This is a genomic window from Vagococcus sp. JNUCC 83 (assembly GCF_053667615.1).
This window is the reverse complement of sequence record NZ_CM132204.1, coordinates 745118-771432: the sequence shown is the minus strand read 5'-3', so window position 1 is coordinate 771432 and position 26315 is coordinate 745118. Positions and strand designations below refer to the sequence as shown.

27 protein-coding genes are annotated in these 26315 nt (G+C 33.9%); 4 read left to right on the top strand and 23 right to left on the bottom strand.

The window, feature by feature from the left end:
* Window positions 1-39: 39 nt before the first annotated feature.
* From JNUCC83_RS03620 to JNUCC83_RS03545, 16 genes are all read right to left on the bottom strand, one after another.
* Window positions 40-912: an aldose 1-epimerase family protein gene (locus JNUCC83_RS03620; RefSeq protein ID WP_454460866.1), complete on the bottom strand. Its 873-nt coding sequence runs from the start codon at window positions 910-912 to the stop codon at window positions 40-42.
* Between the two features lie 10 nt (window positions 913-922).
* Entirely contained in the window at window positions 923-1717 is a 795-nt protein-coding gene (gene codY, locus JNUCC83_RS03615) for a GTP-sensing pleiotropic transcriptional regulator CodY (protein ID WP_454460865.1), read from the bottom strand.
* Between the two features lie 21 nt (window positions 1718-1738).
* Window positions 1739-3136 (bottom strand): ATP-dependent protease ATPase subunit HslU, encoded by a 1398-nt coding sequence (gene hslU, locus JNUCC83_RS03610; RefSeq protein ID WP_454460864.1) that lies wholly within the window; start codon window positions 3134-3136, stop codon window positions 1739-1741.
* Between the two features lie 12 nt (window positions 3137-3148).
* Window positions 3149-3697 carry an ATP-dependent protease subunit HslV gene (hslV, locus tag JNUCC83_RS03605; RefSeq protein WP_454460863.1) on the bottom strand — a complete coding sequence of 183 codons (549 nt, stop codon included), beginning with the start codon at window positions 3695-3697 and terminating at the stop codon, window positions 3149-3151.
* 21 nt (window positions 3698-3718) lie between these two features.
* A complete protein-coding gene (gene xerC, locus JNUCC83_RS03600) occupies window positions 3719-4618 on the bottom strand; it encodes a tyrosine recombinase XerC (RefSeq protein WP_454460862.1) in 900 nt (299 codons plus the stop codon).
* A 130-nt stretch (window positions 4619-4748) separates the two neighbouring features.
* Complete coding sequence (gene trmFO, locus JNUCC83_RS03595; RefSeq protein WP_454460861.1) at window positions 4749-6065, bottom strand: methylenetetrahydrofolate--tRNA-(uracil(54)-C(5))-methyltransferase (FADH(2)-oxidizing) TrmFO; 1317 nt, start codon at window positions 6063-6065, stop codon at window positions 4749-4751.
* Between the two features lie 95 nt (window positions 6066-6160).
* Window positions 6161-8242 carry a type I DNA topoisomerase gene (topA, locus tag JNUCC83_RS03590; protein WP_454460860.1) on the bottom strand — a complete coding sequence of 694 codons (2082 nt, stop codon included), beginning with the start codon at window positions 8240-8242 and terminating at the stop codon, window positions 6161-6163.
* Window positions 8243-8342: 100 nt separating this feature from the next.
* Complete coding sequence (gene dprA, locus JNUCC83_RS03585; RefSeq protein ID WP_454460859.1) at window positions 8343-9200, bottom strand: DNA-processing protein DprA; 858 nt, start codon at window positions 9198-9200, stop codon at window positions 8343-8345.
* A 55-nt stretch (window positions 9201-9255) separates the two neighbouring features.
* Window positions 9256-10023 (bottom strand): ribonuclease HII, encoded by a 768-nt coding sequence (gene rnhB, locus JNUCC83_RS03580; RefSeq protein ID WP_454460858.1) that lies wholly within the window; start codon window positions 10021-10023, stop codon window positions 9256-9258.
* Window positions 10020-10865 (bottom strand): ribosome biogenesis GTPase YlqF, encoded by an 846-nt coding sequence (gene ylqF / locus JNUCC83_RS03575; protein WP_454460857.1) that lies wholly within the window; start codon window positions 10863-10865, stop codon window positions 10020-10022. The genes rnhB and ylqF overlap by 4 nt, the downstream gene beginning before the upstream one ends.
* A 12-nt stretch (window positions 10866-10877) precedes the next feature.
* Window positions 10878-11444, bottom strand: a complete 567-nt coding sequence (gene lepB, locus JNUCC83_RS03570; protein ID WP_454460856.1) for a signal peptidase I — start codon at window positions 11442-11444, stop codon at window positions 10878-10880.
* Window positions 11445-11528: 84 nt separating this feature from the next.
* Window positions 11529-12968: a S41 family peptidase gene (locus JNUCC83_RS03565; protein WP_454460855.1), complete on the bottom strand. Its 1440-nt coding sequence runs from the start codon at window positions 12966-12968 to the stop codon at window positions 11529-11531.
* An 11-nt stretch (window positions 12969-12979) separates the two neighbouring features.
* Complete coding sequence (locus JNUCC83_RS03560) at window positions 12980-13195, bottom strand: YozE family protein (RefSeq protein WP_454460854.1); 216 nt, start codon at window positions 13193-13195, stop codon at window positions 12980-12982.
* A 12-nt stretch (window positions 13196-13207) separates the two neighbouring features.
* Window positions 13208-13840, bottom strand: coding sequence for a YpmS family protein (locus JNUCC83_RS03555; RefSeq protein ID WP_454460853.1), 633 nt, complete (start codon window positions 13838-13840; stop codon window positions 13208-13210).
* Window positions 13841-13853: 13 nt separating this feature from the next.
* Window positions 13854-14717 carry an SGNH/GDSL hydrolase family protein gene (locus JNUCC83_RS03550; protein WP_454460852.1) on the bottom strand — a complete coding sequence of 288 codons (864 nt, stop codon included), beginning with the start codon at window positions 14715-14717 and terminating at the stop codon, window positions 13854-13856.
* 51 nt (window positions 14718-14768) lie between these two features.
* Window positions 14769-15611 carry a DegV family protein gene (locus JNUCC83_RS03545; protein ID WP_454460851.1) on the bottom strand — a complete coding sequence of 281 codons (843 nt, stop codon included), beginning with the start codon at window positions 15609-15611 and terminating at the stop codon, window positions 14769-14771.
* A 118-nt stretch (window positions 15612-15729) separates the two neighbouring features.
* On the opposite strand from JNUCC83_RS03545, the gene trhA reads away from it, so the two are divergent.
* Entirely contained in the window at window positions 15730-16374 is a 645-nt protein-coding gene (gene trhA, locus JNUCC83_RS03540) for a PAQR family membrane homeostasis protein TrhA (RefSeq protein ID WP_454460850.1), read from the top strand.
* Between the two features lie 137 nt (window positions 16375-16511).
* Here the strand turns inward: trhA and ccpA are convergent, their stop codons facing one another.
* Together ccpA and trxB are read right to left on the bottom strand one after the other, a co-directional pair.
* Window positions 16512-17513 carry a catabolite control protein A gene (gene ccpA, locus JNUCC83_RS03535; protein ID WP_454460849.1) on the bottom strand — a complete coding sequence of 334 codons (1002 nt, stop codon included), beginning with the start codon at window positions 17511-17513 and terminating at the stop codon, window positions 16512-16514.
* 217 nt (window positions 17514-17730) lie between these two features.
* Window positions 17731-18648, bottom strand: coding sequence for a thioredoxin-disulfide reductase (gene trxB, locus JNUCC83_RS03530; RefSeq protein WP_454460848.1), 918 nt, complete (start codon window positions 18646-18648; stop codon window positions 17731-17733).
* A gap of 243 nt (window positions 18649-18891) precedes the next feature.
* On the opposite strand from trxB, the gene JNUCC83_RS03525 reads away from it, so the two are divergent.
* A complete protein-coding gene (locus JNUCC83_RS03525) occupies window positions 18892-20043 on the top strand; it encodes an FtsW/RodA/SpoVE family cell cycle protein (protein ID WP_454460847.1) in 1152 nt (383 codons plus the stop codon).
* 100 nt (window positions 20044-20143) lie between these two features.
* Here the strand turns inward: JNUCC83_RS03525 and JNUCC83_RS03520 are convergent, their stop codons facing one another.
* Together JNUCC83_RS03520 and JNUCC83_RS03515 are read right to left on the bottom strand one after the other, a co-directional pair.
* Entirely contained in the window at window positions 20144-20776 is a 633-nt protein-coding gene (locus JNUCC83_RS03520) for a DUF1361 domain-containing protein (protein WP_454460846.1), read from the bottom strand.
* A gap of 36 nt (window positions 20777-20812) precedes the next feature.
* Window positions 20813-20998 (bottom strand): hypothetical protein, encoded by a 186-nt coding sequence (locus JNUCC83_RS03515; protein ID WP_454460845.1) that lies wholly within the window; start codon window positions 20996-20998, stop codon window positions 20813-20815.
* 161 nt (window positions 20999-21159) lie between these two features.
* Here JNUCC83_RS03515 and JNUCC83_RS03510 point away from each other — a divergent pair, with 161 nt between their 5' ends.
* Complete coding sequence (locus tag JNUCC83_RS03510) at window positions 21160-21333, top strand: hypothetical protein (protein WP_454460844.1); 174 nt, start codon at window positions 21160-21162, stop codon at window positions 21331-21333.
* Window positions 21334-21345: 12 nt separating this feature from the next.
* Here the strand turns inward: JNUCC83_RS03510 and JNUCC83_RS03505 are convergent, their stop codons facing one another.
* The 3 genes from JNUCC83_RS03505 to gdhA form a co-directional block, all read right to left on the bottom strand.
* Window positions 21346-22035: a DNA alkylation repair protein gene (locus JNUCC83_RS03505; protein WP_454460843.1), complete on the bottom strand. Its 690-nt coding sequence runs from the start codon at window positions 22033-22035 to the stop codon at window positions 21346-21348.
* Between the two features lie 56 nt (window positions 22036-22091).
* Window positions 22092-23441 carry a glucose-6-phosphate isomerase gene (locus tag JNUCC83_RS03500; RefSeq protein WP_454460842.1) on the bottom strand — a complete coding sequence of 450 codons (1350 nt, stop codon included), beginning with the start codon at window positions 23439-23441 and terminating at the stop codon, window positions 22092-22094.
* 117 nt (window positions 23442-23558) lie between these two features.
* Window positions 23559-24905: an NADP-specific glutamate dehydrogenase gene (gene gdhA / locus JNUCC83_RS03495; RefSeq protein ID WP_454460841.1), complete on the bottom strand. Its 1347-nt coding sequence runs from the start codon at window positions 24903-24905 to the stop codon at window positions 23559-23561.
* Between the two features lie 131 nt (window positions 24906-25036).
* On the opposite strand from gdhA, the gene JNUCC83_RS03490 reads away from it, so the two are divergent.
* A complete protein-coding gene (locus JNUCC83_RS03490) occupies window positions 25037-26308 on the top strand; it encodes a BaiN/RdsA family NAD(P)/FAD-dependent oxidoreductase (RefSeq protein ID WP_454460840.1) in 1272 nt (423 codons plus the stop codon).
* Window positions 26309-26315: the final 7 nt, after the last annotated feature.

Here is a 26315-nt window from a genome sequence, read left to right as displayed (position 1 = left end):
TCGTGGGATTTTTTATTTATAATTGTAGAAACATTCTTTTTACATGATTGTCATAGTATAACTTCTGTTAAATGTCTCATCTTTTGATAATTTATTGATGCCTATTTTATCTTCTAATTTACCAGAACTTGACACATCATCTGCAATTCCACACCAAGGTTCTATACAGATAAATGGCGCTTCCACTGTATTCGGTGTCCAAAAACCAACAAATGGAAATTCTTCATAACTTAATGTAATACCATGAGAATGTTTTTCAGAGAGAATAGAAAAAGCATTTTTTCCTTTTGTTTCCAAAATTTGTGCATCTTCTTTAAACAATCCATGATTTAATTGAATAGATGTATTTGTTTGAGCCAACGTTTTTCCTTCACTATCAATATAAGCACCTTTTAAAGGAATCTTGATTCTTGATTTCAAGGGTGAAAAATGCAAATAATAATCTTCCATCGTTGTACCTTCTACTAATGGCACATTAAAGGCAGGGTGTCCACCAATAGAAAAATACATCACATCAGAGAGTGTTGACACCTCATAACTTACGGTTAGTTCATTACCAACTAACCTATAAGCTATCAATAATCGAAATTTAAAGGGATATATTTTTAGTGTATCATCATTATGTTTTAGCTCAAATATAGCCGTTGAATCCGTCTTTTCAACCACATTAAACATCATATCTCTTGCAAATCCATGTTGATTCATGTGATATGTTTTACCATCGTATTCATACTCATTTTTCTTTAGTCTACCGACTATCGGAAATAATATAGGCGCATGCCGTGCCCAAAAATTTGGATCAGCTTGCCAAATATATTCAACACCTGTTTCTTTTGAAATAAAACTTGATAATTCAGCACCAAACTCTTCGATTTTCACTTTGGCTGTATCTGATTCTAAATATATTGTCATGACAAGACTCCTATACAACAGTTTCTTTATCTAATAAACTAATTAATTGCTCATTCGTTATTTTTATAAATGTCCCTTTCATACCAAGTGAACGTGTCTCAATCACACCTCCTGATTCTAATTTTCTGAGAGCATTAACGATAACTGAGCGTGTAATACCGATTCTATCAGCAATACTTGACGTGGTTAATATACCCTCTTTAGCATCGAGTTCTTCGAAAATAGCTTTAATGGCTTTTAACTCACTAAATGACAATGATTTAAGAGCCATTTGTACCATACTTGTTTCTCGTACTTGCTTTTCGATGTCACCAGATTTTTGATAAAGCATTTGCATCCCAACTACTGTGGCACTATACTCTCCTAAAATAAAATCTTCCGTATTGAATTTTTTATTAATTCGGCCTAACAGTATAGTACCTAATCTTGTACCCGCTCCAAATATAGGGATTAAAGTCGTATAAGAGTTGGTTAACTCTGCCTTTAATTCGAATGGAAATACAGTCAATTCTTCTTCAATTGGTATATTTTCAACTGTTTGCTGAATATCTTTTAACAATGTTGTGTAAGAATGAGGAAATTGATGATTGGTAATCATCTTTTTAATGCGTTCATTGTTAAAATCATGTACCGCCGAATACCCTAACAATTCGCCTTCTTTAGACAAAATATAAGTATTACAATCCATAACATCAGATAATACTTGCGCCATTTGTAAATAAGGCAATTCTTTTTCTTCTTGAATGGTATTTTCTTTTTGTAGCAATTCATTTATCATCCGTGTTTTTTGCAATAAATCATTCATACCACCACTCCTAAACGATTCTTATAAGATGTAACGACTCAAATCCTCATCTTCAGATATCTTACCTAATTTTTCATTCACATATTGTTCTGTAATAGTTATTTCTCCCATTGACATATCAGGCGATTCAAATAATAAATCTTCCAATAATTTTTCCAGAATCGTATGTAAACGTCTTGCTCCGATGTTGTCTGTTTCACTATTGACATTGTAAGCAATATTTGATAAACGCTCGATTGCTTCTTTTGTAAATGTCACATCAATATTTTCTGTTTTTAGTAATGCAATATATTGTTTGATTAACGCATTATTTGGTTCAGTTAAAATACGAACAAAGTCTTCTGCTGTTAAGTCATCTAGCTCAACGCGAATCGGAAATCGACCTTGCAACTCAGGTATTAAATCACTTGGTTTACTTAAATGAAACGCTCCTGATGCAATGAATAAAATGTGATCAGTCGCAATCGTTCCATATTTAGTATTGACAATTGATCCTTCAACGATTGGTAAAATATCACGCTGAACGCCTTCACGAGATACTTGGCCATTGCTTTCAGATTTAGACGTAATTTTGTCAAACTCATCAATAAAAATAATCCCATTGTTTTGAGCTAATTTAATCGCTTCACTATGAATATCTGCACTATTGACTAATTTTTCTGATTCTTCATTAATTAAGATTTCACGTGCTTCTTTTACAGTGACTGTTCGTTTAACTTTTTTCTTAGGAGTTAATGAATTTAGAGCATCTCCTAAATCAATCCCCATTTGTTCCAACCCATTATTCATCGTTGGCGTTTGCTTTTTCTCTTCGACTTCAATCGTAATTTCTCTGTCTTCAAGTTGACCTTTTTCAAGTTGAGATTGAACTGTTTCACGACTTACTCGGATAGAATCGGTCACTTCTTCTTTTTCTTCGTCATTATTTTGTTGGAAGCCGTTCATCATTTGCATCATCATATCAAATTGATTGGTTGATTGGCGTTTTTCTTTTTTAATACCTGGTACTAATAATTTAACCAATCTATTCTCAGCTGCTTTTTTTGCTTTTGAATAAACTTGACTGTACTGGTCTTTTTTCACAATCGTGATACTTGCTTCAACTAAATCACGAACCATTGATTCTACGTCGCGACCAACATAACCCACCTCAGTGAATTTTGTTGCTTCAACTTTAACAAATGGTGCATTGACAATTTTTGCCAGTCGTCTAGCAATTTCTGTTTTCCCAACACCAGTTGGTCCTATCATTAATAAGTTTTTAGGGGTAATATCTTGTTGCATTACTTCATCTAGTTGCATACGACGATAACGATTACGTAAGGCCACTGCGACAGATTTCTTTGCTTTATTTTGTCCAATAATATATTGATCTAATTCTTCTACTATTTGTCTTGGTGTTTTTGTTACTGTACTCATTAAAGTCATCTCCTATAATTCTTCTACTATAATGTTATGGTTTGTGTAAACACAAATGTCACCTGCAACATTTAAGGCAGCTTTAGCGATTTTGCCAGCCGTTAAATCTTCTCGACCATCTCGTTTAAGTGCTCTTGCAGCAGCTAAGGCGTAATTTCCACCGGAACCAATTGCTAATATGCCATCATCTGGTGCAATGACTTCACCTGTACCAGAAACAACTAGCATCTCTTTGTCATTCATCACAATAAGCATTGCTTCTAATTTTTGCATGGCACGATCACTACGCCACTGCATTGCAAGTTCTACTGCAGCACGCATTAAGTTACCTTTATATTGATTTAATTTTTCTTCAAATTTCCCTTCAAGATTAAACGCATCTGCTACGCTTCCCGCAAATCCTACAACAACCTCGTCATTGTATATACGTCTAACTTTTTTGGCAGTTCCTTTCATTACAACTGACTCTCCCATGGTTACTTGACCATCACCAGCCATTGCAAATTTGCCGTCTTTTTCTACGGCACATATCGTTGTTGAGTGAAATGTTGTATATCCCATAAATCATTCTCCTATTCTAAGTTAAGCTCTCGGATGAAAATTCCGATAATTTTTTTGTAACGCACTTGTTGTAACGTGCGTATATATTTGTGTAGAGGACAAACTTGAGTGCCCTAATAATTCTTGGACTGTTCTCATATCTGCTCCATTGTCCAATAGATGTGTAGCAAAAGTATGTCTAAAAATATGTGGATGAATATTCGTTGTCAAACTACTTTTTTTAATTAATGTATCCAATATATATTGCACACCTTTTGCAGTAAGTGGCTGTCCTCTATGATTAATAAATAATCGTTGATGGGTTTCATTGTATTTTTCCATCAACTCTTTTCGTGTCGTGGATAGATATTCTACCAATGCATCATGACAAAACGACCCAAATGGCACATAGCGTTGCTTGCCACCTTTCCCATTGATTAACACAATCGAATGATCCATATCTATATCAGATAACTCAATTGCGACACATTCCGACACACGAATCCCTGTCGCATAAAGTAACTCTAAAATCGCTCGATTGCGACTATCCAGTGGTTTCTCACCAGATGCTGATTCAAATAATATCATCAATTCTTTTTCATATAAAAAGCTTGGTAACTTTTGCTTTTTTTTCTTCATTTGTATATAACTAAAAGGATTATCTTGAATCCATTCATTTTTTATTAAAAATTGATAAAATGACCGAAGACTCGAAATTTTCCGACTAATTGTGTTTCGACTATACTCTTTATCATGAAGATAAGCTAAATAAATTCTAGCATCTTGAAAAGTAATCGTTAAATAGTCAGAATTTCCTGTTTCTTCCAAAAATTCTAAAAAATGTGTAACATCATCCTCATAAGCTTGTTTTGTTTGTAATGAATAATGTCGCTCATCCATTAAATATCTTATAAATAACGCTAAGTGATCAATCGAAATCAACCCCTTTCATTACAAATTATAAAATTAATGTAACATACAAAAAATTTTTTTACCAATATATTTATATGTTTTAAAAAAATTATACACATTTTTAAACAAACCATAAAAAAATAGCATGTCAGATGACATACTATTTTTCAAATAATGTTAGCGATTCTTTTGTTGCTTCAAGCGCACGGTTAGCAATTTGTGTGTAACGCTCTTTTTTATCACGAATTCTTTCAGGTAACTCTGGAAATAGTCCAAAATTGACATTCATTGGTTGGAAATGTTTACCTGATGTGTGCGTAATATAATGAGCCATACCACCAATCGCTGTTTCTTGTGGTAACACAATTGGCTCTTTACCTTGGGCAAGTCTTGCCGCATTTCGTCCTGCTAAAATACCACTTGCCGCACTTTCAACATAACCTTCCACTCCCGTCATTTGACCAGCAAAGAATAACGTTGGCTTTTTACGTGATTGGTACGTTGGATCAAGTAATTCTGGCGAATTCATAAACGTATTTCGATGCATCACGCCATATCGCACGATTTCAGCATTTTCTAATCCAGGAATCATTTGAATGATACGTTTTTGTTCGCCCCATTTCAAATGTGTTTGGAATCCAACAATGTTATAAAGTGATGCTGCTGCATTGTCTTGACGAAGTTGAACAACCGCATAAGGACGTTTACCTGTTTTTGGATCTTCTAATCCAACTGGTTTCAACGGACCAAATGTCATTGTTTTTTCACCACGATTTGCCATAACTTCAATCGGCATACATCCTTCAAAGAATTTTTCTTTTTCGAATGATTTTAAAGGTGCTACTTCAGCGTTAACAAGCGCTTCTCTAAACGCATAGAACTCATCTTTTGTCATAGGACAATTAAGGTAAGCTGCTTCACCTTTATCATAGCGAGATTTTAAATACACTTTATCCATATCAATAGACGATTTTTCTATGATTGGTGCTGCTGCGTCATAAAAATATAATCCTTCTGACTCAGTAAATTCTTTAATGCTTTCTGCTAAAGGCTCACTTGTTAAAGGACCAGTCGCAATCACTGTAATACCTTCAGATGGAATTTCTGTGATTTCTTCATGATGTACAGTAATATTTGGGTGGTTAGACACTTGCTTTGTTACTTCTTCAGAAAAACTTTCTCTATCTACTGCCAATGCCCCACCAGCTGGAACTTGTGTTTTATCTGCTGCTGCGATAATAACTGAACCAAATTGTCGCATCTCTTCTTTTAACAACCCAGCAGCATTTGTAACACCATTTGCTCTTAATGAGTTAGTACAAACTAATTCAGCAAATTGGTCAGTATGATGTGCAGGTGTTTTTTTTATTTTTCTCATTTCATATAAATCAACTTGGGCGCCTGAGCATGCTGCTTGCCATGCCGCTTCACTTCCAGCAAGTCCTGCCCCAATAACGGTTACTCTATTTTCTGTCATTTAGTTACCTCTTTCTCAGTAATTAAGTAAAGGACAAGAGTGAGTTCTCTTGTCCTCTTAAGCATTATACACAATTTAGAAAAAGATGCCTAACATTATTTTTGGACATCCTCTTGATAATCGCAATGACTACAAATAATTTGCATACCACCACGAACTTTTTTCTGCACAAGATAGTGATGACATTTAGGACAATCACGTCCAATTGGTCTATCCCATGATGTAAATTCGCATTCAGGGTATCGGTCGCATCCGTAAAAAATACGATTCTTTTTCGTTTTCTTCTCGATAACATCGCCTTTTTTACACGTTGGACACGTTACGCCGATTTTTTTCACAATGGCTTTGGTATTTCGACAATCAGGAAAATTACTACATGCATAGAATTTCCCATATTTTCCAAGTTTAATCACCATTGGAGAGCCACATTCTTCACAGTCAAACCCGGCCGGCTCATCTTTAATTTGGATTTTTTCCATTTTTTCTTCTGCTGTAGCCAATTCTTTTTCAAATGGATGATAGAAACGACTGATGACATCAACCCATTGGTCTTTATGTTCAGCAATAGCATCCAATTCTTTTTCCATTTCAGCTGTAAATGTTGTGTCAACAATTTGTGGGAAATATTCACACATAATCGTATTCACAATCTCACCTAATTCAGTAGGCTCAAAACGTCTAGCATTTAATTTAACATAATAACGACGCTGAATCGTTTCAAGAGTTGGGGCATAAGTTGATGGCCGACCAACACCTTGTTCTTCCAACGTTTTAACTAAAGTTGCTTCACTGTATCTCGCTGGAGGTTGCGTAAAGTGTTGTTTTGGCTCAATATCAACTGATTTAACCACATCGCCCACTTCTAAATCAGGTAAGATATTATCTTTTTCTTCTTTGCCTTCATCTTTTCCTTCAACATAAACTTTCATAAATCCAGGGAATTTCACTTTAGATCCATTTGCAACAAATAAAACACCGTTTTGCGTTAAGTCGACACGCATTGTATCCATTACGGCGGGTGACATAAGACTTGCTACCATACGAGACCAGATGAGTGAGTACAACTTAAACTGATCTTTATCCAAATACTCCTTAATAGAATTTGGCGTACGCATCACACTTGATGGACGTATTGCCTCATGGGCATCTTGTGCGCCTTCTGCTTTTTTAGCTGGTTTTTTCTTAGAATCAAAAAACTCTTGGCCATATGTATCTACAATAAAATCATACGCTTCACTTTTAGCCGTATCTGACAGTCTTGTTGAGTCAGTTCTCATATAAGTAATCAAACCAACCGTCCCTTGTCCTTTACCTAACTTTATTCCTTCATAAAGCTGTTGAGCCACCATCATCGTTTTTCTGGTTCTAAAATTTAGTTTGCGAGCTGCTTCTTGTTGTAGGCTACTTGTGGTAAATGGATTCGCCGGATTTCTTTTACGTTCCTTTTTAGTTACTTTTACCACATCATAATCTCTACCAGTTAACTTTTCTGTCACTGCTTTAACATCTTTTTCAGTAGATAATTTCACTTTTTTTCCATCTACACCATAAAAATTAGCAGAGAATTTCGCTTTGTTTTTTAAAAATGTTCCAGGTATACTCCAGTACTCTTCAGGTTTAAAATTTCTGATTTCTTCTTCGCGGTCAATAATCATTTTTAATGCGACCGATTGTACACGACCAGCACTCAGTCCTTTTTTAACTTTCTTCCATAATAAAGGGCTAATTGAATAACCAACTAAACGGTCTAAAATACGTCGAGCTTGTTGCGCATCAACCAAATCTATATTAATTTTTCTCGGCTCTTTAAAGGCTTGTTTAACAGCCTCTTTTGTGATTTCATTAAATACCACACGATTTTTATCATCTAAATCAAGATCTAAAATATGAGCTAAATGCCATGCAATCGCTTCCCCCTCGCGGTCCGGATCGGCTGCGAGATAAACTTTTTCCGCCTTTTTTGCATGTTTCTTTAAATCCTTTATAACAGGACCTTTTCCTCGGATATTTATATAGTGAGGTTCAAAATTATTTTCAATATCAATACCCATCTTACTTTTAGGTAAATCTCTAATATGTCCAACGCTTGCTACGACCTTGTAATTTCTTCCAAGATACTTTTCTATCGTTTTAGCTTTAGCAGGGGATTCCACAATCACTAAATATTTGTAACTCATGCCCCTCTCCCTCTCTCTTTTTACATTTTATGCTTTTATATATACCACTTCGGCAATCGTTTATCATATTATCTATTGATTTTGGATTTGTCAAGGATTTCTATAGTTCTTCTAAAATATCTTCTACACTAATAACACATTTTGCCCCTTCTTGAATAAGACTTAAACAGCCTTCAGACTCACTTATCAATGGGTTATTCGGAATGGCTAAAACACTTCTACCCTCTTCAAGTGCAAGGCTTGCGGTGATAAATGTCCCGCTTTTTTTCTTAGCTTCAATCACTAGCGTTGCCAAAGACAGACCAGCGATAATTCGATTTCTTTCTGGAAAGTGAAATGCTAGAGGTGATTCATTGGGTAGATATTCTGTCACGACAAGTTGTTTGTCATACATGTATTCTTGCAACCGTTTATTTTCTTTTGGGTATACTCTATCTAAACCAAATCCTAATACACCAATCGTTTGTCCTTGCCGCCTAATCGCTAATTTCTGAGCACATGTGTCATTTCCTTTAGCTAAACCACTAACTACTGTTAGATTATTATCGACAATATCTGGAACGATTGTTTCTATGATGTTTTTGCCAAAATGCGTTTGCTCTCTTGAACCAATAATTGAAATCATTTTTGTTTGTAACAACTCTTTTCTTCCTTTGTAAAACAAAGCTATAGGTGGATTATATATTTCAGATAAGGACGTTGGATAATCATCATCCAAATACGTGATCATGCCATATTGTTCTAAAAATAAGTCTAAGTCTTGTTGTGTAATATTTTGACTTTCTGAAAAACTTTCTAAAAATATCTCTTGATACTGTGGTTTTACTTGTGCTATTTTTATCATCGTTTGCATACAATAGGTTTCTTCATTATTAGACATATAGTCTAACAATTTTAACCGACCAATATTGCCAATTCCTCTCACATGCTTCAATCTAAAAATTATTAACTTATTCATAAAAAATCCCCTTTACCATGTTTATTAAAACATTCGCAAAAGGGAGTTAATTATATTAATTTATCATACTCTTAATCGGTTCAAAAGATTTTCGATGAATAGGTGTGATGCCTTCTTTATCTAATTGTTTTAAATGTTCTTTAGTGCCATATCCAGCATTTTTTGCAAACCCATACCCTGGAAACTCTTTATCATACTCAACCATCAATCTATCTCTAGTCACTTTAGCGATAATACTAGCACTAGCAATTGAAATACTATTAGCATCGCCTTTTATGATACTTTCTTGAGGAATATCTATAGGTAATCGCATGGCATCTATCAATAGATAATCTGCTGAGATAGACAACTTATTTACTGCTTCTATCATAGCTAATTTGGTTGCTTCATAAATATTTACTTGATCAATCATCTCTTGGTCAACAAATCCAATGCCAACTGATAAAGCTTCGGCCATTATTTTATCAAAAAAGCTTTCTCTTTTCTTTAAGGATAATTGTTTCGAGTCATTAATCCCAACGCCATCAAAGTCATCAGGTAAGATGACTGCTGCTGCAACAACTGGGCCTGCTAACGGACCTCGACCGACTTCATCTATCCCGGCAATCACTTTATATCCCTGTTGTTTTGCACTTTTTTCGTACCGTGTCATCTCTTGAAAGTGTTCTTGTAACATTTTTTCTTTAGCCAATCGATTATGCGTTTGTTCAATAATCTTTTGGACACCTTTACGCTCATCAGAGGCATACTCTTGAAATAAACAGTCGTCAGTCTTTGTTACAACAGAAAATTTTTCTTTTATTGATTGTATTGTCTCACTCATAGACTGTCCTCAACTCTATCTAGTGTGTATTTGCCTAATCTACCATCACGAATCTCTTGAACAATCATGACACTTCCTCGCTCATAGTCATCTTGAAATCCTCTTTTTTTAGTGATTAATAAAAGCATATCAACATTATTAAGCGTCATATCTTCTTCAGTCAATTTATAGCGTTCTGCAAGTTGCTCAGGATAGTATTGTTTAAAAAACTCTAAGCCATATAAAGCAAGGTCATCCATATGAAGAAGTGTATCTTTAATAGCACCAGTTAACGCTAGTTTTTTACCAATTTCTTTGTCTTCAAACTTCGGCCATAAAATTCCTGGCGTATCTAATAATTCGAAATCTTTTCCTGTCTTTAACCATTGTTGTCCTTTTGTTACACCAGGCATATTACCCGTCTTAGCCATATTTTTATTAGCTAACCGATTAAGTAACGTTGATTTACCAACATTAGGGATACCTATGCACATCGCTCTAACAGGTCTAGGTTTCATGCCTCGAGCACGTTGTCTCTCGATTTTTTCCGCTAAAATTTCTTTTACTTTAGGTGTAATTTTATTTATGCCTTTTCCTTCATTTGCATTAATCGCTAAACAAGAAATGCCTTGGGCTGCAAAATACTCATGCCATTTTTGCGTTTCTTTCACGTCTGCTAAGTCAGATTTATTTAACAACATTAATCTTGGCTTTTGTTGAATAAGTGAATCCAACATCGGATTACGACTTGAAATTGGTAATCTAGCATCAACTATTTCCAACACAATATCTACTAATTTTAATTTTTCTGCAACCTCACGTCTTGCTTTTGCCATATGACCTGGAAACCATTGAATTGTCATCATAATACTCCTTTAATCTTTAATAATCTTCATATCTTTTATCGGATAATAAACAAGACGAGCTTTTCCTATAATCGAATAGGATGAAATGGTGCCAAAAGAACGACTGTCTTTACTTACTCGCCTATTATCTCCCATCACAAAATACTGATCTTTTGGTATAGTTTTAACACCCAGTAACTCTTTTGTATCAAAATCTGACGTTAATACATACTCATTTTTTTTCTTTTTTATATCTTTTAAAAAAGTTTCTTCTACTTTTTTTTCATTAACATATAGTGTGTCATTTTTATACTCAATACGATCACCAGGAAGTCCAATAACTCGTTTAACATACGTATTTCCATCTGGTGCATGAAACACAATAATATCAAAGCGTTTTACCGTTGAAAAATTTTCTACCACAACAAAATCATGTTCTTTTAAAGTAGGAGACATCGAGTTGCCTGTGACTTCTAATGGAACAAAGATAAATGCTCTTACAATAAATATAATGATTGTACAAAGAACAAACATCTTCAGCCAATGCCAAATTGTTTCAACTATCTTTTTTTCCACTAGATTCACCCTTTCTCTCATACTAATCATATATAAAATGATAAAAGAATGCTATAGTATTCATCACTTTCTTTTATGATATTCCTGAAAAAAGACTAGTTTTCACTAGTCTTTCGAAATTGTTTCAATCGCTTTTTCATATTGGGTATCATGTGATTTCCAATACTCTACAATCTGTTTTTCTAACTCATTCACTGTTTCTTTGTTTGCTTCACTTGTTACATCAAGTTTATTCTTTTCTTGAAATTCTTTAATTGCTTTTTGCGTTTTTTCATTAAATGTATCAGATATATCAACATCATACCCTAATACGTTTAAGTATTCATTAAGTACTTTAACATTTTCATTGATAGATCCTAATTTATAAGTTAAAGATGTATCAATTAATTTATGGTCAATATACGATGGTTTAGCAATTTCAATTGATGGCTCTACTCCTTTTTTATTAATCCACTTGCCTTTAGGTGTTAACCATTTTTTGATGGTTAATTTAACTTCAGCACCATCATTTAAAGGAATCACTGTTTGTACTGTTCCTTTACCAAAAGTTTTTGTCCCAATCACATCAATATTAGCAGAGTCTTTAAATGCTGCCGCCATAATCTCTGAAGCACTGGCACTATTCTCATCCACTAACAATACAGTTGGTTCAGTAATTTTTTCGCCTTTATCAAGTTTTTTACTAGCAACATGTTCCTCATTACCTTCAAGTTTACTTTCAAATTTCACTATCGGCTTACTATCTTTTAAGAAACGACTAGTTATCTGTTCAACCTGGTCAAGCATACCTCCTGGATTACCTCTCACATCAATCACAAATGATTTTGCACCATCTTTTCTTAGCTTTGTGACGACCTTATCAAATTCTTCAGACGTGGTTGAGTTGAAGCTACTAATTTGTATATAGCCAATGTCTTTATGACTTTTATCAAGGTTACCGGTAACAGACTCAACAGGAATCACATCACGGGTAAGAGTCACTGGGAAAGTGTCAGACCCACGTTTTATATCTAACGTAACATCCGTTCCTTTTTCCCCTCTCACTAGCTTAACAACTTCACTTAACGTTTTTCCCTCAATACTTTTGCCATCAACTTTTAAAATAACATCCCCTGCTTGTAATTTAGCTTTTTCAGCTGGAGAATCTTTTATTGGTGGCTCAGCAACAGTTGGCATATCATTTGTCATGGTCATAACAGCCCCAATGCCCTCAAAGTTTCCACTGATATCGTCTTCAAATCCTTTTGCTTCATCCGCATTAAAATAGGTTGAGTAAGGGTCATCAATGGCTGCAATCATTCCCTTCATCGCACCTTCATACAATTTTTTCGAATCCACATTTTTGATATAACCTTGTTGAATCAATGTTGCTAAATCTGATATATTATCAAGATCATCTTTTGCAGAAACAGAAGAAACACCTGATTTGGATTCATAAATGAATACAGTTCCACCAATGGCTAAAATAGCCACAATGACGCTAGTAACAATATATTTGGTAAACGAAATCGTTTTTTGATTTTTTTTAGGTTTACTTTCTTTCATATAAACACTCCCTATCTAGTAGCTTCTTGGTACATACCCCATAATTCATCAAAAACATCCATATTAGGAACGTAATAAGCGTTGGTTTCTAAGTAATCAGAGAGTACATGATAATCCGTTTCTTGTTTAGGAAACTGAATGTCATCAAAAATATTTTCAGCTAAAAGTGAAATAGCATCTTGTTGCAACTTTCCTCTATGAATTTGAATGTATTGATAAAAACTCATAACATAGCTCCTTTACTTTTTGTTATTTTCAGCTAGATATAAATTAAATCTTATTTGATCATTCAATAAATTGATTTGTTCTGCTTTGACTCTCATACCATTTGCTAGCTTTAATTGTTGCAAATGCAGCGTGATATATTTTTCGTCAGAATTAATTTCGACCCATTTAGGAAAATCAACCGAATGAGAAATATAATTAATCATAGCAGGTATAGGAACGTTTAATGTTCCAACAGTCAAGTCTTTTGCTTTTAACTGAACGTCTCCATTTGCCAACACAAATGGCTCAAAATATAAATAAAAATGTGTGTCATGTCCTAATAAAGAAAATGTCCCATCGATTAAAGCTTCCTTATCTAGATGAAAACTGTAATCTACACCAGAACTATCAAGTAAATCTTTTATATAGTAGTTCACAGCACGTGTCACTTGATCTTTAGTCATAGATACTTCTAATATCGGGTCTTTTACGTTAACTTTTGTTTCTTTTTTTGCATCATAATTCATCCTTGGCGTACTTACACGGTAACCTATTACAAGTACTAGCGCCACAATGATTGCTAAAAGAGAAAGAAATGCGACTTTCCACGGATTTTTAAAAAAATTTATCATTTTATTTTTCTTTTCTGCTTTATTTTCTACCAATGTCTCACATCTCCTACTTTAACCATTTGTCTTTTGTGGCAGACATTTTTAATTCAAAGGCATTTGCAATAATCTGATACCCTAAATTATTAGGATGAAACGTGTCTTCTGATGATATTAAATCATTTAGTGATGGATCTTTTTCAGCCTTGATTTTTTCTTCCGTCGTTTTTGATATTTCTGGAATCCCTTGATAGATGTCATCATTAATAGGAACAAAATAAGCATTATTTTGTTTTTTTACAAACTCTTGAGAGCTTTTATTCCAAAAATCAACAATATCTTGTAATTCAGTAATCTCAGAAAAATTTAAATAAAATGGATTATAAATACCTAATTGATAAATAGGTGCTTCAGGATTCAATGCCCGAATTTCAGTATACAGTCCCTCTAATCTATCATAATACTTCTCTTTTGATGACTCCATTTTATTCGTTGTTATTTTACTAAATAATTTAGGTTGAAGAGCGTGCATTAGGTCATTGCCCCCAACGGTCAATAAAATAGCATTTGCTTTTGAAACCGATTGTTGCATGTCTTCATTTTTTTTTAGTCTCTTTAAAATTTGATCACTACGATCACCAGACTTACCAAAATTTTCTATCTGAAACACATCAACAGGGTACGTATCAGATAAATCTTTTTGCAATAAGGGAACATAACCACCTGATTTCGTCGTATCTCCAACTCCCTCAGTTAGCGAATCCCCAATAGCACTTAAGCGTATCATTTCAATTCGTTCAGTAGTCTCTGTTGTCTCTTTGGTTAGATGGATATTATCAGCTCTAGGAATCAATAGTAATCCCACTAGACTAAAAATAATAACCAAAATAACAAAAAATAACAAACTTCTTATATGAGACGCTATTTTTTTCATCTAAATCCCTCATTTAAAAAAGCAGACCATAGTTGATCTGCTATCATTCTCTTAATCTGTATAAAACATCACAGCAAACGCACCTTTTCCAGTGTGCGTTGCCACAAGGGGTGTCGTGTGTACGATTGGAATACTTAAGTCAGGCAATGTTTGTTTAAAAATGACTTTCATTTCTTCACAAATATCAACACCAGAGGCTTCTGACATCCCTAAGTACTCTACCGATAAATCAGACAATTTTTTTTCCAAATCCTTTGCCCATTTTATAAATGTTTTATTTCCACGACCTTTACTTACAACTTCTAACTCACCATTTTTTAGTTGCATCAATAATTTCATATTTAAAAATCCTGATACAGCACCGACAAGTTTTCCTATACGTCCACCTTTTACAAGATTTTCTAGTGTTGCTACACCAATATATAATTGGGTATTATCTTTCACATGCTCTACTGCTTTAACAATCTCATCAACCGTATATGTTTCTTCTTTAGCCATTTTTGCTGCTTGATACACTTGGAAACCTAAACCTTGATCAATGTAATCACTGTCAATCACTGTGACATTAGATTTAGATAATTGAGCGGCTTGTCTAGCTGTATTTACTGTACCACTTAATTTTTCTGTTAAATGGATAGAAATAATTTCACTACCATCTTCACCTAATGAATCATACAAGTCAACAAACTCGCCAATCGGTGGTTGACTTGTTTTAGGTAATGTTTTTGAATTAGACATCATCGTCATAAACTCAAAAGGATCTAGTTCATTTTGATTGGCATAGATTACGCCATCAATCATGATAGATAAACTAATAGTATGGATATCAATTTGTTTTAATCTCTCTTCTGGAATAATACAAGATGAGTCTGTCACTATTTTAATTTTTGTCATCATCAAACCTCTTTCAAAACCAACAATATTCATGTACAATTATATTAATCTTTTCTGTTTATTTAGTATAACAGAAAAGAAAATATTTTTCACTAAAAAACGAAAGGGCGTATGCAGTATGCACAATCCATCTTTTTCAAAAAAATATCTTATTGTAAACGAGGTTTTTAATGCTATTACCCATGGAATTGGTACTGGACTTAGTATTGCTGGTCTTGTCTTACTTATCATAAAAGGGGCTCAAATGCACTCGCCTATTCGAATCGTTTCGTACTCTATATTTGGTGCCTCGATGATTCTTTTATTTTTATTTTCAACTTTATTTCATAGTTTAATTTTTACTAAAGCAAGAAAAGTATTCCAAGTATTCGATCATAGTTCGATTTATTTATTGATTGCAGGAAGTTATACACCCTATAGTTTAGTTACGATTGGTGGAAAGCTAGGTTGGACGATGTTTATCATTATATGGGTACTTGCTATTTCAGGGATTGTTTACAAATCTATTTTTTTACAAAAACGGGGTAAAGCTGACTACTTTCTTTATATATTAATGGGATGGCTATGTGTGATTGCTATTAAGCCACTTTATGAAGGGCTTGGTTTTAACGGTTTGCTTCTATTAGTACTGGGCGGGGTATCTTATACAGCTGGAACCTTCTTTTATAGCAAACAACATTTGAAATTTATGCATGTCATTTGGCATTTGTTTGTATTAGCCGGTGCTATATTTATTTTCTTTTCAGTTTATCTTTATACATAAAAAAGAGTCTGACCAACAAACAACTTTTTAAATAAAAATCACTAAACCAATAAAACAAAAATCCCATAACATTAGTATTTTAATAAACTGATGTCATGGGATTTTTCTATTTTAAGACTTTTTAGTCAGCCTCTTTTTTATTTTGTTGATTGTTTTTGAATTAGACCATAAGGTAGTACAATATCTTTTTCTTCAATATCTTCTTTATTCATTAATTTAGTTAACAATCGCATTGAAACAGCGCCAATATCATAAAGTGGTTGTGAAATACTTGTAACACTTGGTCTAGCAATATCTGTAAATAAAGAATTATTGCTTGTGATAATTTCAAACTCCTCCGGTACTTTTACGCCATTATCCGTTAAGCTATTTAATAAACCTACGGCTAATTCATCATCAGCAACAACGGCCGCACTAGCCCCACTGTTAACTACTCTATCATGTAGTGCCAGTCCTGATTTATAGTTATATTCTGCTTCAAATACTAAACCTTCGTTAAAATCTAAACCATTTTCTTTCAAAGCTTCTTTATATCCTTTTAATCGTTGGATACCATTGATTGGGTCTAATAAAGAACCAGAAATAAAGGCCACTTTTTTATTCCCAGATTGAATTAATTGATTTGTTGCATCTTTTGTTGCTGCTTCATAATCAATATTCACTGATCCAACTTGATTGTCTGGATCAATTGAACCAGCTAATACAACGGGTGTTTTTGAGCGAGAAAACTCTCCTCTAATTTGTTCTGTCAAATGGTGTCCCATAAAAATAATACCATCTACTTGTTTTGCCAGTAACGTATTTAATACATTAACTTCCTTAACGTCATTACCATCAGAGTTAGCTAGAATAATGTTGTATTTATACATTGTTGCTACATCGTCAATTCCACGCGCCAAAGAGGCAAAATAAGCGTTACTTACATCTGGAATAATCACACCCACAGTTGTCGTTTTTTTACTTGCTAATCCTCTTGCCACAGCGTTTGGTCTATAATCTAATCTTTCAATTACTTCTAACACTTTTTTTCTTGTTGCCGGTTTTACATTTGGGTTCCCATTAACAACACGAGATACTGTTGCCATCGAAACTGCAGCTTCTCTAGCTACATCATAAATGGTGATTGTTTGTTTTTCCATATTTATGTTCTCCTTTAATAGTTTACTGTCAATTTATAAGTCACAAATAGATTATCAGAAAACAAGAAACTTTGCAAGCGTTTTAAAGATGTTTTCATGAAAAGTTTTGAAAATTACAAAAAAACGATAGAAATTTAAACCCATTATTTACTTTTTAAACAAAAAACTCCTTTGATAAAAATGCTTGCATGATTTTTATCAAAGGAGTTAGTTTATTTTAATCATCTAAACTACTTAAATAGTTGTAAACTTCTTGACCGGCAATACTTCCATCTCCAACAGCAGTTGCAATTTGTCTTAATACAGTATCGCGAACATCTCCAATGGCATAAATACCAGGTAGAGCTGTTGACATACGAGCATCAGTTGTAATCCAACCGTGCTCCGTTGTAATACCAAGATCTTTAACAAAATCAGTCAATGGATCAAGGCCAATATAAATAAATACACCATCAGCTAATAAATCTTCAACTTCATTAGATTTTGTATCCTTTAATTTTATTGATTGGACACTTGTATCATTCCCATTGATTTCAATAGGGACTTTATTCCACATGAATTCAATTTTGTCATTCTTAAATGCACGTTCTTGTAGTATTTTTTGAGCTCTCAATTCATCTCTACGGTGCACAATTGTTACTTTACTTGCAAATTGTGTTAAATATATTCCCTCTTCAATGGCAGAATCTCCCCCACCAATAACCACTAGATGACGGTCTCTAAAAAATGCGCCATCACATACGGCACAGTAAGATACACCACGTCCAGCATATTCTTCTTCACCGGGAATATTTATTTTACGATGTTCACTACCAGAAGCGATAATCACTGTTTTCCCTTCATAGGTTGCATCATCACAAATCACTTTTTTAACAGTGCCATGATTTTCAACATTAACAACATTTCCGTAAACATGTTCAGCCCCAAAGTTAGAAGAATTTTCATACATTTTAAGTGCTAAGTCAGGACCAGAAATTAAATTAAACCCAGGATAGTTCTCCACCTCATCAGTATTCATCAACTGTCCACCAGGTGCGCCACGTTCGATTACTAAAACAGATAAACCAGAACGAGAAGCATATAGAGCAGATGTCATCCCTCCTGGACCAGCTCCAATAATAATTACATCATACATTACTAATACCCCCTATAGTTTCTACTCATACTTTAACCTTTTCTTTTTTTATTGTCTATTTATACGTCTTGATACTTAAATTTTTGGACCAAATTTCTTCAAATTTGATTATATAACAACAAAAAGATTAAAAATTCATTTAATTTCATTATTACTATATACTAATATAGTTAAAAGTGGTAGCTTATTACAAGTATGAACCATGATTTTTTAATATAACTGAATAAAGGACTAGATAATGGCATGAAGCGACAAGAATATCAACAACAAAATAATTTTAACTATGCTCTACTGCTTCCGATTTTTTTAATGCTTATTTTAAGTATTTGGCTACAATATTGGGTAGCATACTATGATCAAAACAACCCAGTCAAGCAGGCATTAAAACAACTTCTTTTCGTTGGAATAGGCACTGTTTTAATGTTTAGCGTCAAGTATATCAAACGAGATTTTATTTGGAAAGCTGTTCCCTGGTTCTATGTATTTTCTCTTCTTTTAATGGGGTCCTTGTATTTTTTCTATGACCCACATATGTATGAATTGACTAATACAAAACGATGGTTGGACATCTTTGGTTTTCAATTTCAACCTTCTGAAATTGCAAAAACAGCATACATTCTGTTTATGTCAAAAGAATTAGTTAAGTATAACAAAAATGTCCCTGTTAAAGATATTCATACTGATTTAAACATGATTAAAAAACTATTTTTATATTCATTACCTTTATTTTTTCTTATGTTTGTCCAAAAAGATTTTGGAACCAGTCTGGTGTTTATTTGTGTTTTGGGAGCGTTAATTATTGCTTCTGGCATTAACTGGCGAATTGTGGCTGTTTTAGGTGGAATAGCTGCTTTACTCGGAGGAACGTTAATTTTTCTTGTATTTACCGATTTTGGTCAATCTATTTTATCATCTTTGCATTTCAAAGAATACCAGTTAAATCGTATTAGAGCTTGGGTTGATCCTTTTGAATACGCAACATCGATTGCTTATCAACAAGTGCAAGGACTTTTAGCTATCGGTTCTGGTGGAATGTTTGGCACTGGTACAACAGGTGTTCAAGTATACGTGCCTGTCAGAGAATCAGATATGATTTTTACTTTTATTGGAGAAGCATACGGATTTGTTGGTGCGACAGCCGTTATTTTACTCTACTTATATTTATTCTTCCAAATTTTTTATACAGGTATTCGTAGCAATTCAACATTTAATATTTATATTTGTGTCGGTATTGTGTTCATGTTGGTGTTCCAAACAGTCGAAAATATTGGTGCTTCCATTGGACTGCTACCTCTAACAGGCATTCCTCTTCCTTTTCTTAGTCAAGGGGGAACGGCTCTTGTCTCCACAATGTTAGCTTTAGGGTTAATTTTTGGTATGGACTCAAAACAATAGTCACTATTTAAATAAACCTAAAAAATCCTAGAAAATTTGAAGTAGTCCCAAGGTATAGATAAAATCTAAGCTTTGGAAGTACAACAGTTTCTAGGATTTTTTAAAGATTTAATTTTGATAAATACTTGTTCATCGTCATAACTCCTATGATACTCAAATGAAGTAATAAAAATAAACAAACTATTTCTAACTTAATAAATGACCAATCTAAAAAAATGGTTTTAAACACATACCAAGGTCTTACAAAAAGGTCTATGGAATGAAATCTAGGTGGAAATCTCCCTGCATAAATACCTAATGACGATAAAAAACAACTGATCACTAAACCGATACTGACTTGTATAGTAGATAATTTAAATCTTTTTTTAGCATACGACATAAGTTTTAATAACTGACCAAAACCAATCAAAACAAAACTAAAGACTGATAAAAATAGTACGATTGTTAAGGTCCAGTCTCCTAAATTTTTTATACTATCCCCTGTAAAGTGATTATATATATCTAAAATGTCCATATGTATAATGTCCGTCACAAGATAAGGTATATTAGGAAAATAAAGCATAAATAGTGCAGCTAAACCCATTTTAATATAACTATTTTTTGTTTTAAAAAATTGAAATGACACCTCTAACGGAATATAGGCTAATAAGATATTTAGTGATAAAAACGAAAAACGTGTACTGTACATCCCTATGATTAACAATAAACTCATAAGTCTAACAATATTTTTCATATAGTACCTCCTTACTAAATAGTATTTATTATCTTATTACTTTATTTGATTACTAAAATAAATAAATTCTTCCATCATTTGTTTATCAATCTGCTTTCCTTCTATCATACACTGTATTGCCTCATTGTAAAGTTGATTGAAGCGTTCCATATCTATCCCTCGCTTTAAAACAAGAATAGTTTTTAAATGTGATAATTCATTGACAAAATCCTCAACTGGCATATTACTGCCTCCTTACTTGCTAATAAATTCTGTATCCCTATATTATACCATTTTTTTTAACACAGAATAATTAATTCACAAAATAATCATAAAAAATAATTTTTATTTCTTATGACATTTGATATAATGTATTCATTATTAATTAAGATGGGGTGAGAGATATGATTTATATTGATAAAGAAAAATTTGCTCAAGCTGTTTTAGTTTCTGAAAAAAAAGAGTTAACCCTTGAACAAAAGCTCGATTTATATGTTAAAGCAATGGAGTTGGCAGCTCAACATAATAAAGAAATTCCTAAACCTAAAATGAACATGTTTGGGACCAAAGCTCCATAAAAAGCTTTCCATTCAATTGGAAAGCTTTTTTAACGTCTTTAAATAGGCTTTTACTTCTGGTGAAATTCGTAAACTTTCACGTGCCTTTTGAATCGTTTTTAAGTGTGTCCAATCGTCTAAACTATGATTGACAATATAAGGAAGCGTTGTATCGTATTGTTTCACTAAACTTGTCGCAAAAAACCAGGCGCGCATCATATTGACGTAATACGCGTCACTTTTTACGTCACACACTCGGTCCAAAATCGAGTGATTAAAAGTCTCACTTGCTAGAAAAATAGTCATTAATTGAAGAATAGCAAAACGCACTGTATAGTCTTGATCTGAACTCAACCATTCATCAATAAAAGGAAGCAATTTGACTGGATTCTTTTTAAAGATTACCGGTGTTTGACAATCAGTCACAGCCCAGTTATCTGCATAAGGTAAAAAGATTTGATAGGCTTTGATAGCATCATCAAACTCTTTTATATTGGAAATAATCAACATGTGCAAAACATTTTCTTCATGGTATATATGAGGTAAATCAGCTAGAAATTCTTCTGTATTACCTTTTCTTATCATTTCCTTAGCTAATTTTCTAAGTTGAGGCATTCTTACTCCAATAATTTTATCTGGATCTATCGTGGGGATTAGTCTAGCATTAAATTCTTTATAAGTTGTGTCTTGATAAGAAAATAATTGTTCTTGTATAGTTGCCATAAGATTCCTCCATTAAAAAAGCACTCGACAAATTTGTCGAGCACTCGTCATCTATCTTATTTAAGGCGTTCGTTTAACTCTTTTGCTAACTCTTCAAAACCAGGTTTACCTAAAAGTGCAAACATGTTTTTCTTGTATGCTTCAACACCTGGTTGGTCAAATGGGTTTACACCATTTAAGTAACCAGAAATACCAACTGCGATTTCAAAGAAGTACATTAAGTAACCTAATGTGTAAGCATCAGTTTCAGGAATATTTACCACAAAGTTTGGTACGCCACCATCTGTATGTGCTAAAAGTGTTCCTTCAAATGCTTTTGTGTTAACAAAATCAATTTCTTTTCCTTGAATGTAACCTAAACCATCTAAGTCTTGATCAAGTACTGGGATTTCAACATTTTTACGAGGTTTGTCTACTTTAATAACTGTCTCAAAAATGTTACGACGTCCTTCTTGAATGTATTGACCTAATGAATGCAAGTCAGTAGAGAAGTTCGCACTTGATGGGTAAATCCCTTTTTGGTCTTTCCCTTCAGATTCACCGAACAATTGTTTCCACCATTCAGAGAAGTATTGTAAGTTTGGTTCGTAATTGATTAATAACTCAGTTACTTTTCCTTTACGGTATAAAATATTACGCAATGCCGCATATTGATAGGCTTCATTTTTCGTTAAATCATCAGAGCTATATGCTACACGAGCATCAGCTGCACCTTTCATTAACTCATCAATGTTAGCACCAGTTACAGCGATTGGAAGTAAACCAACTGGTGTTAGAACAGTAAAACGTCCACCAACATCATCAGGAATCACAAATGTTTCCCAGCCTTCAACGTCTGCTTCTGTTTTAACAGCACCACGCGCTTTATCAGTTGTCGCATAAATACGTTTGTTTGCTTCTTCTTTACCATATTTTTTCTCTAATAAATCTTTAAATACTCTAAAAGCAATGGCTGGCTCAGTTGTTGTACCAGATTTAGAAATAACATTCACTGAGAAATCTTTGTCACCAATAATTTGGATTAAATCAGCTAAATAAGTTGAGCTGATAGAGTTTCCAGCAAAAAATACTTGTGGTGTTTTTCTTTCTTCATTGTCTAAAAGGTTGTAGAATGAGTGGTTTAAAAAGTCAATAGCAGCTTTAGCTCCTAAATATGACCCACCAATTCCAATGACGATTAAAATATCTGAATCTGATTGAATTTTTTCAGCTGCTTTTTTTACGCGAGCAAATTCTTCTTTATCATAGTTTTCTGGTAAATCAATCCAACCACGAAAATCATTTCCTGGCCCTGTACCCTCACGCAATGTGTTGTGTGCTGCAGTCACTTCTGCTTGCATGTAACCTAATTCATGGTCACTGATAAATGTACCAACATTTGAATAATCAAAACGAATATGTGACATAATCATCCTCCTAATATATGTGATTCTTCGTACAAGAATACATATCTATTCTACCATTTTTTTATTTTTTTCACATCTTTTTCAGGTAGATTCTAATAAAAACGTGGAGAATTTTTATTAAACAAGGCCTTGAGCAAGCATTGCTTTAGCAACACGCTCGAATCCAGCGATGTTTGCTCCAGTTAATAAATCGTCTTCTTGTGCATATTCTTTTGCCGTTGTCGCACATGTTTCGTAGATGTTTTTCATGATGTTATCAAGTTCTGAATCAACTTGTTCGAAAGTCCATGGTAAACGTTGTGCGTTTTGAGCCATTTCTAGAGCTGATACAGCCACACCACCAGCATTAGATGCTTTACCTGGACAATAAACCACACCGGCTTCAGTTAATTTATGTAAAGCTTCAAGTTTTGTTGGCATGTTCGCGCCTTCTGCTAGCACTTTTACGCCGTTTTTGATTAATACATCCGCTTCATCAAGGCCAATTTCATTTTGAGTCGCACATGGTAAAGCTACTTCATAATCAATGTCTTCTGTCCAAATCGACGCATTTTCAACATATTTTGCATTTGGTTTAGAGGCTATATATTCACTTAAACGACCACGTTTTACTTCTTTGATTTCTTTGACTAATTCACAGTCTACACCATCTTCATCAATAATATAACCAGAAGAGTCAGAACAGCCAAGAACTGTTGCTCCTAATTCTTTTGCTTTTTCAATTGCATAAATGGCCACGTTACCACTACCTGAAATCATGACACGTTTGCCTTTTAGTGAATCCCCTTTGTCTTGGAGTAAATACTTAACAAAATACACTAAACCATAACCTGTTGCTTCTGTACGAGCTAAACTTCCCCAGAAAGAAAGAGGTTTACCTGTTAAGACACCTGCTTGATAACCATTTAGGCGTTTGTATTCCCCGTATAAATAGCCAATCTCACGGCCCCCAACACCCATATCACCAGCAGGAACATCAAAGCTTGGCCCGATATGTTTTTGTAATTCTTGCATGAAACTTTGACAAAAACGCATGATTTCACCATCTGATTTGCCTTTAGGGTCAAAATCACTTCCCCCCTTACCACCGCCGATTGGTAGAGAAGTCAAACTGTTTTTGAAAATTTGTTCAAACGATAAGAATTTCATGATACTTTGGTTCACAGATGGGTGGAAACGTAATCCGCCTTTATATGGTCCTAAAGCTGAGTTATATTGAACTCGGTATCCTGTATTAACCATCCATTCACCTGAATCTGACATCCATGGTACGCGAAACTCGATTAAACGCTCAGGCACAACCAATTGACCTAAAATGTTTTTTTCACAGTACACCGGGTTTTTCTCTAAAAATGGTGTAACTGAAGGTAGAAATTCTTCTACCGCTTGGATATACTCTGGCTGATAGCCATACTTACCTTTTACCTCATCCAATAATTGTTTCACATAGTCTTTTGCTGTCATAATGTATCAATCCCTTCTTAAACTTAATTAGTATTATATATTATTTGATTAAAAAAAAAAAATAATTTCTCATCAAATTTTAAAAAAAGTATGATAGACTAACAATTCAATAACGAAAGGAGTGACAATAGATGAGTGTAGATGTCATTGTCATTGGTGGGGGAACAAGTGGTATGATGGCTGCTGTTTCTGCAGCAGAAAAGGGCGCGCGCGTCATGATAATAGATAAAAATAAAATGCTTGGAAAAAAATTACGGCTGACTGGTGGAGGTCGCTGCAACGTTACAAATAACAGACCCCCTGAAGAAATTATTTCTTTCATTCCTGGTAATGGGAAATTTCTATATAGTACTTTCTCACAATTTAACAATTATGACATCATGGAATTTTTTGAAAGCCATGGCGTTCATTTAAAAGAAGAAGACCATGGTAGAATGTTCCCTGTAGCAAATACCTCAAAAGCGATTGTTAACGGGCTATTTGATAGGTTAACAGAATTAAATGTTGAATTAAAAATGAAAACTACTGTGAAGAAATTATTAGTGACTGATGGTAATATTACAGGGGTTATAACCGATACAAAAGAAGAAATCAACGCACCTTGTGTGGTTCTTGCCACTGGTGGTAAAACATATCAATACACTGGTTCAACAGGAGACGGCTACACGTTAGCTAAAAAAGTTGGGCATACAATTACCAAACTTTTTCCAACTGAATCACCCCTTTTATCAGAAGAGTCATTCATCCAAAGTCGAGAACTTCAAGGGTTATCTTTACGAGACATTGGATTATCCGTCCTAGATGACAAAGGAAAAGTTGTTGTCACACATGAAATGGATGCTTTATTTACCCATTCTGGCATTTCTGGCCCTGCAGCACTTCGATGTAGCATGTTTGTCAATCAGCTACTTGAAAAAGGACAAAAAAATGTGACAATGTCATTGGATTTATTCCCGTTAAAATCGGATGAAGACATTAAATATCAAATTACTTCTATACAAAAAGAAGATGGCAATAAATCAATTAAAAATGCGTTGAAACCACTCATGCAAGAACGTTATTTAGAATTTTTACTTTTGCGTTGTGGGATTGACACGCAAACACCCTTCAAACAAGTGACGGAAAAAGAAATCGATGCACTTGTTGGTGAAATCAAACATCTTACCTTTACAGTCAATAAAACATACCCACTAGATAAATCGTTTGTCACTGGTGGAGGAATCAGTCTAAAAGAGGTCAATCCAAAAACTATGGAAAGTAGATGTGTTAATGGCCTATTTTTCTGTGGGGAGTTATTAGATATCAATGGTTATACTGGTGGCTTTAACATTACTGCTGCTTTTTGTACAGGTCATGTAGCTGGAGAGCACGCTGCAGAAATTGCAAGCTATTTTAATTATTAAACACTAA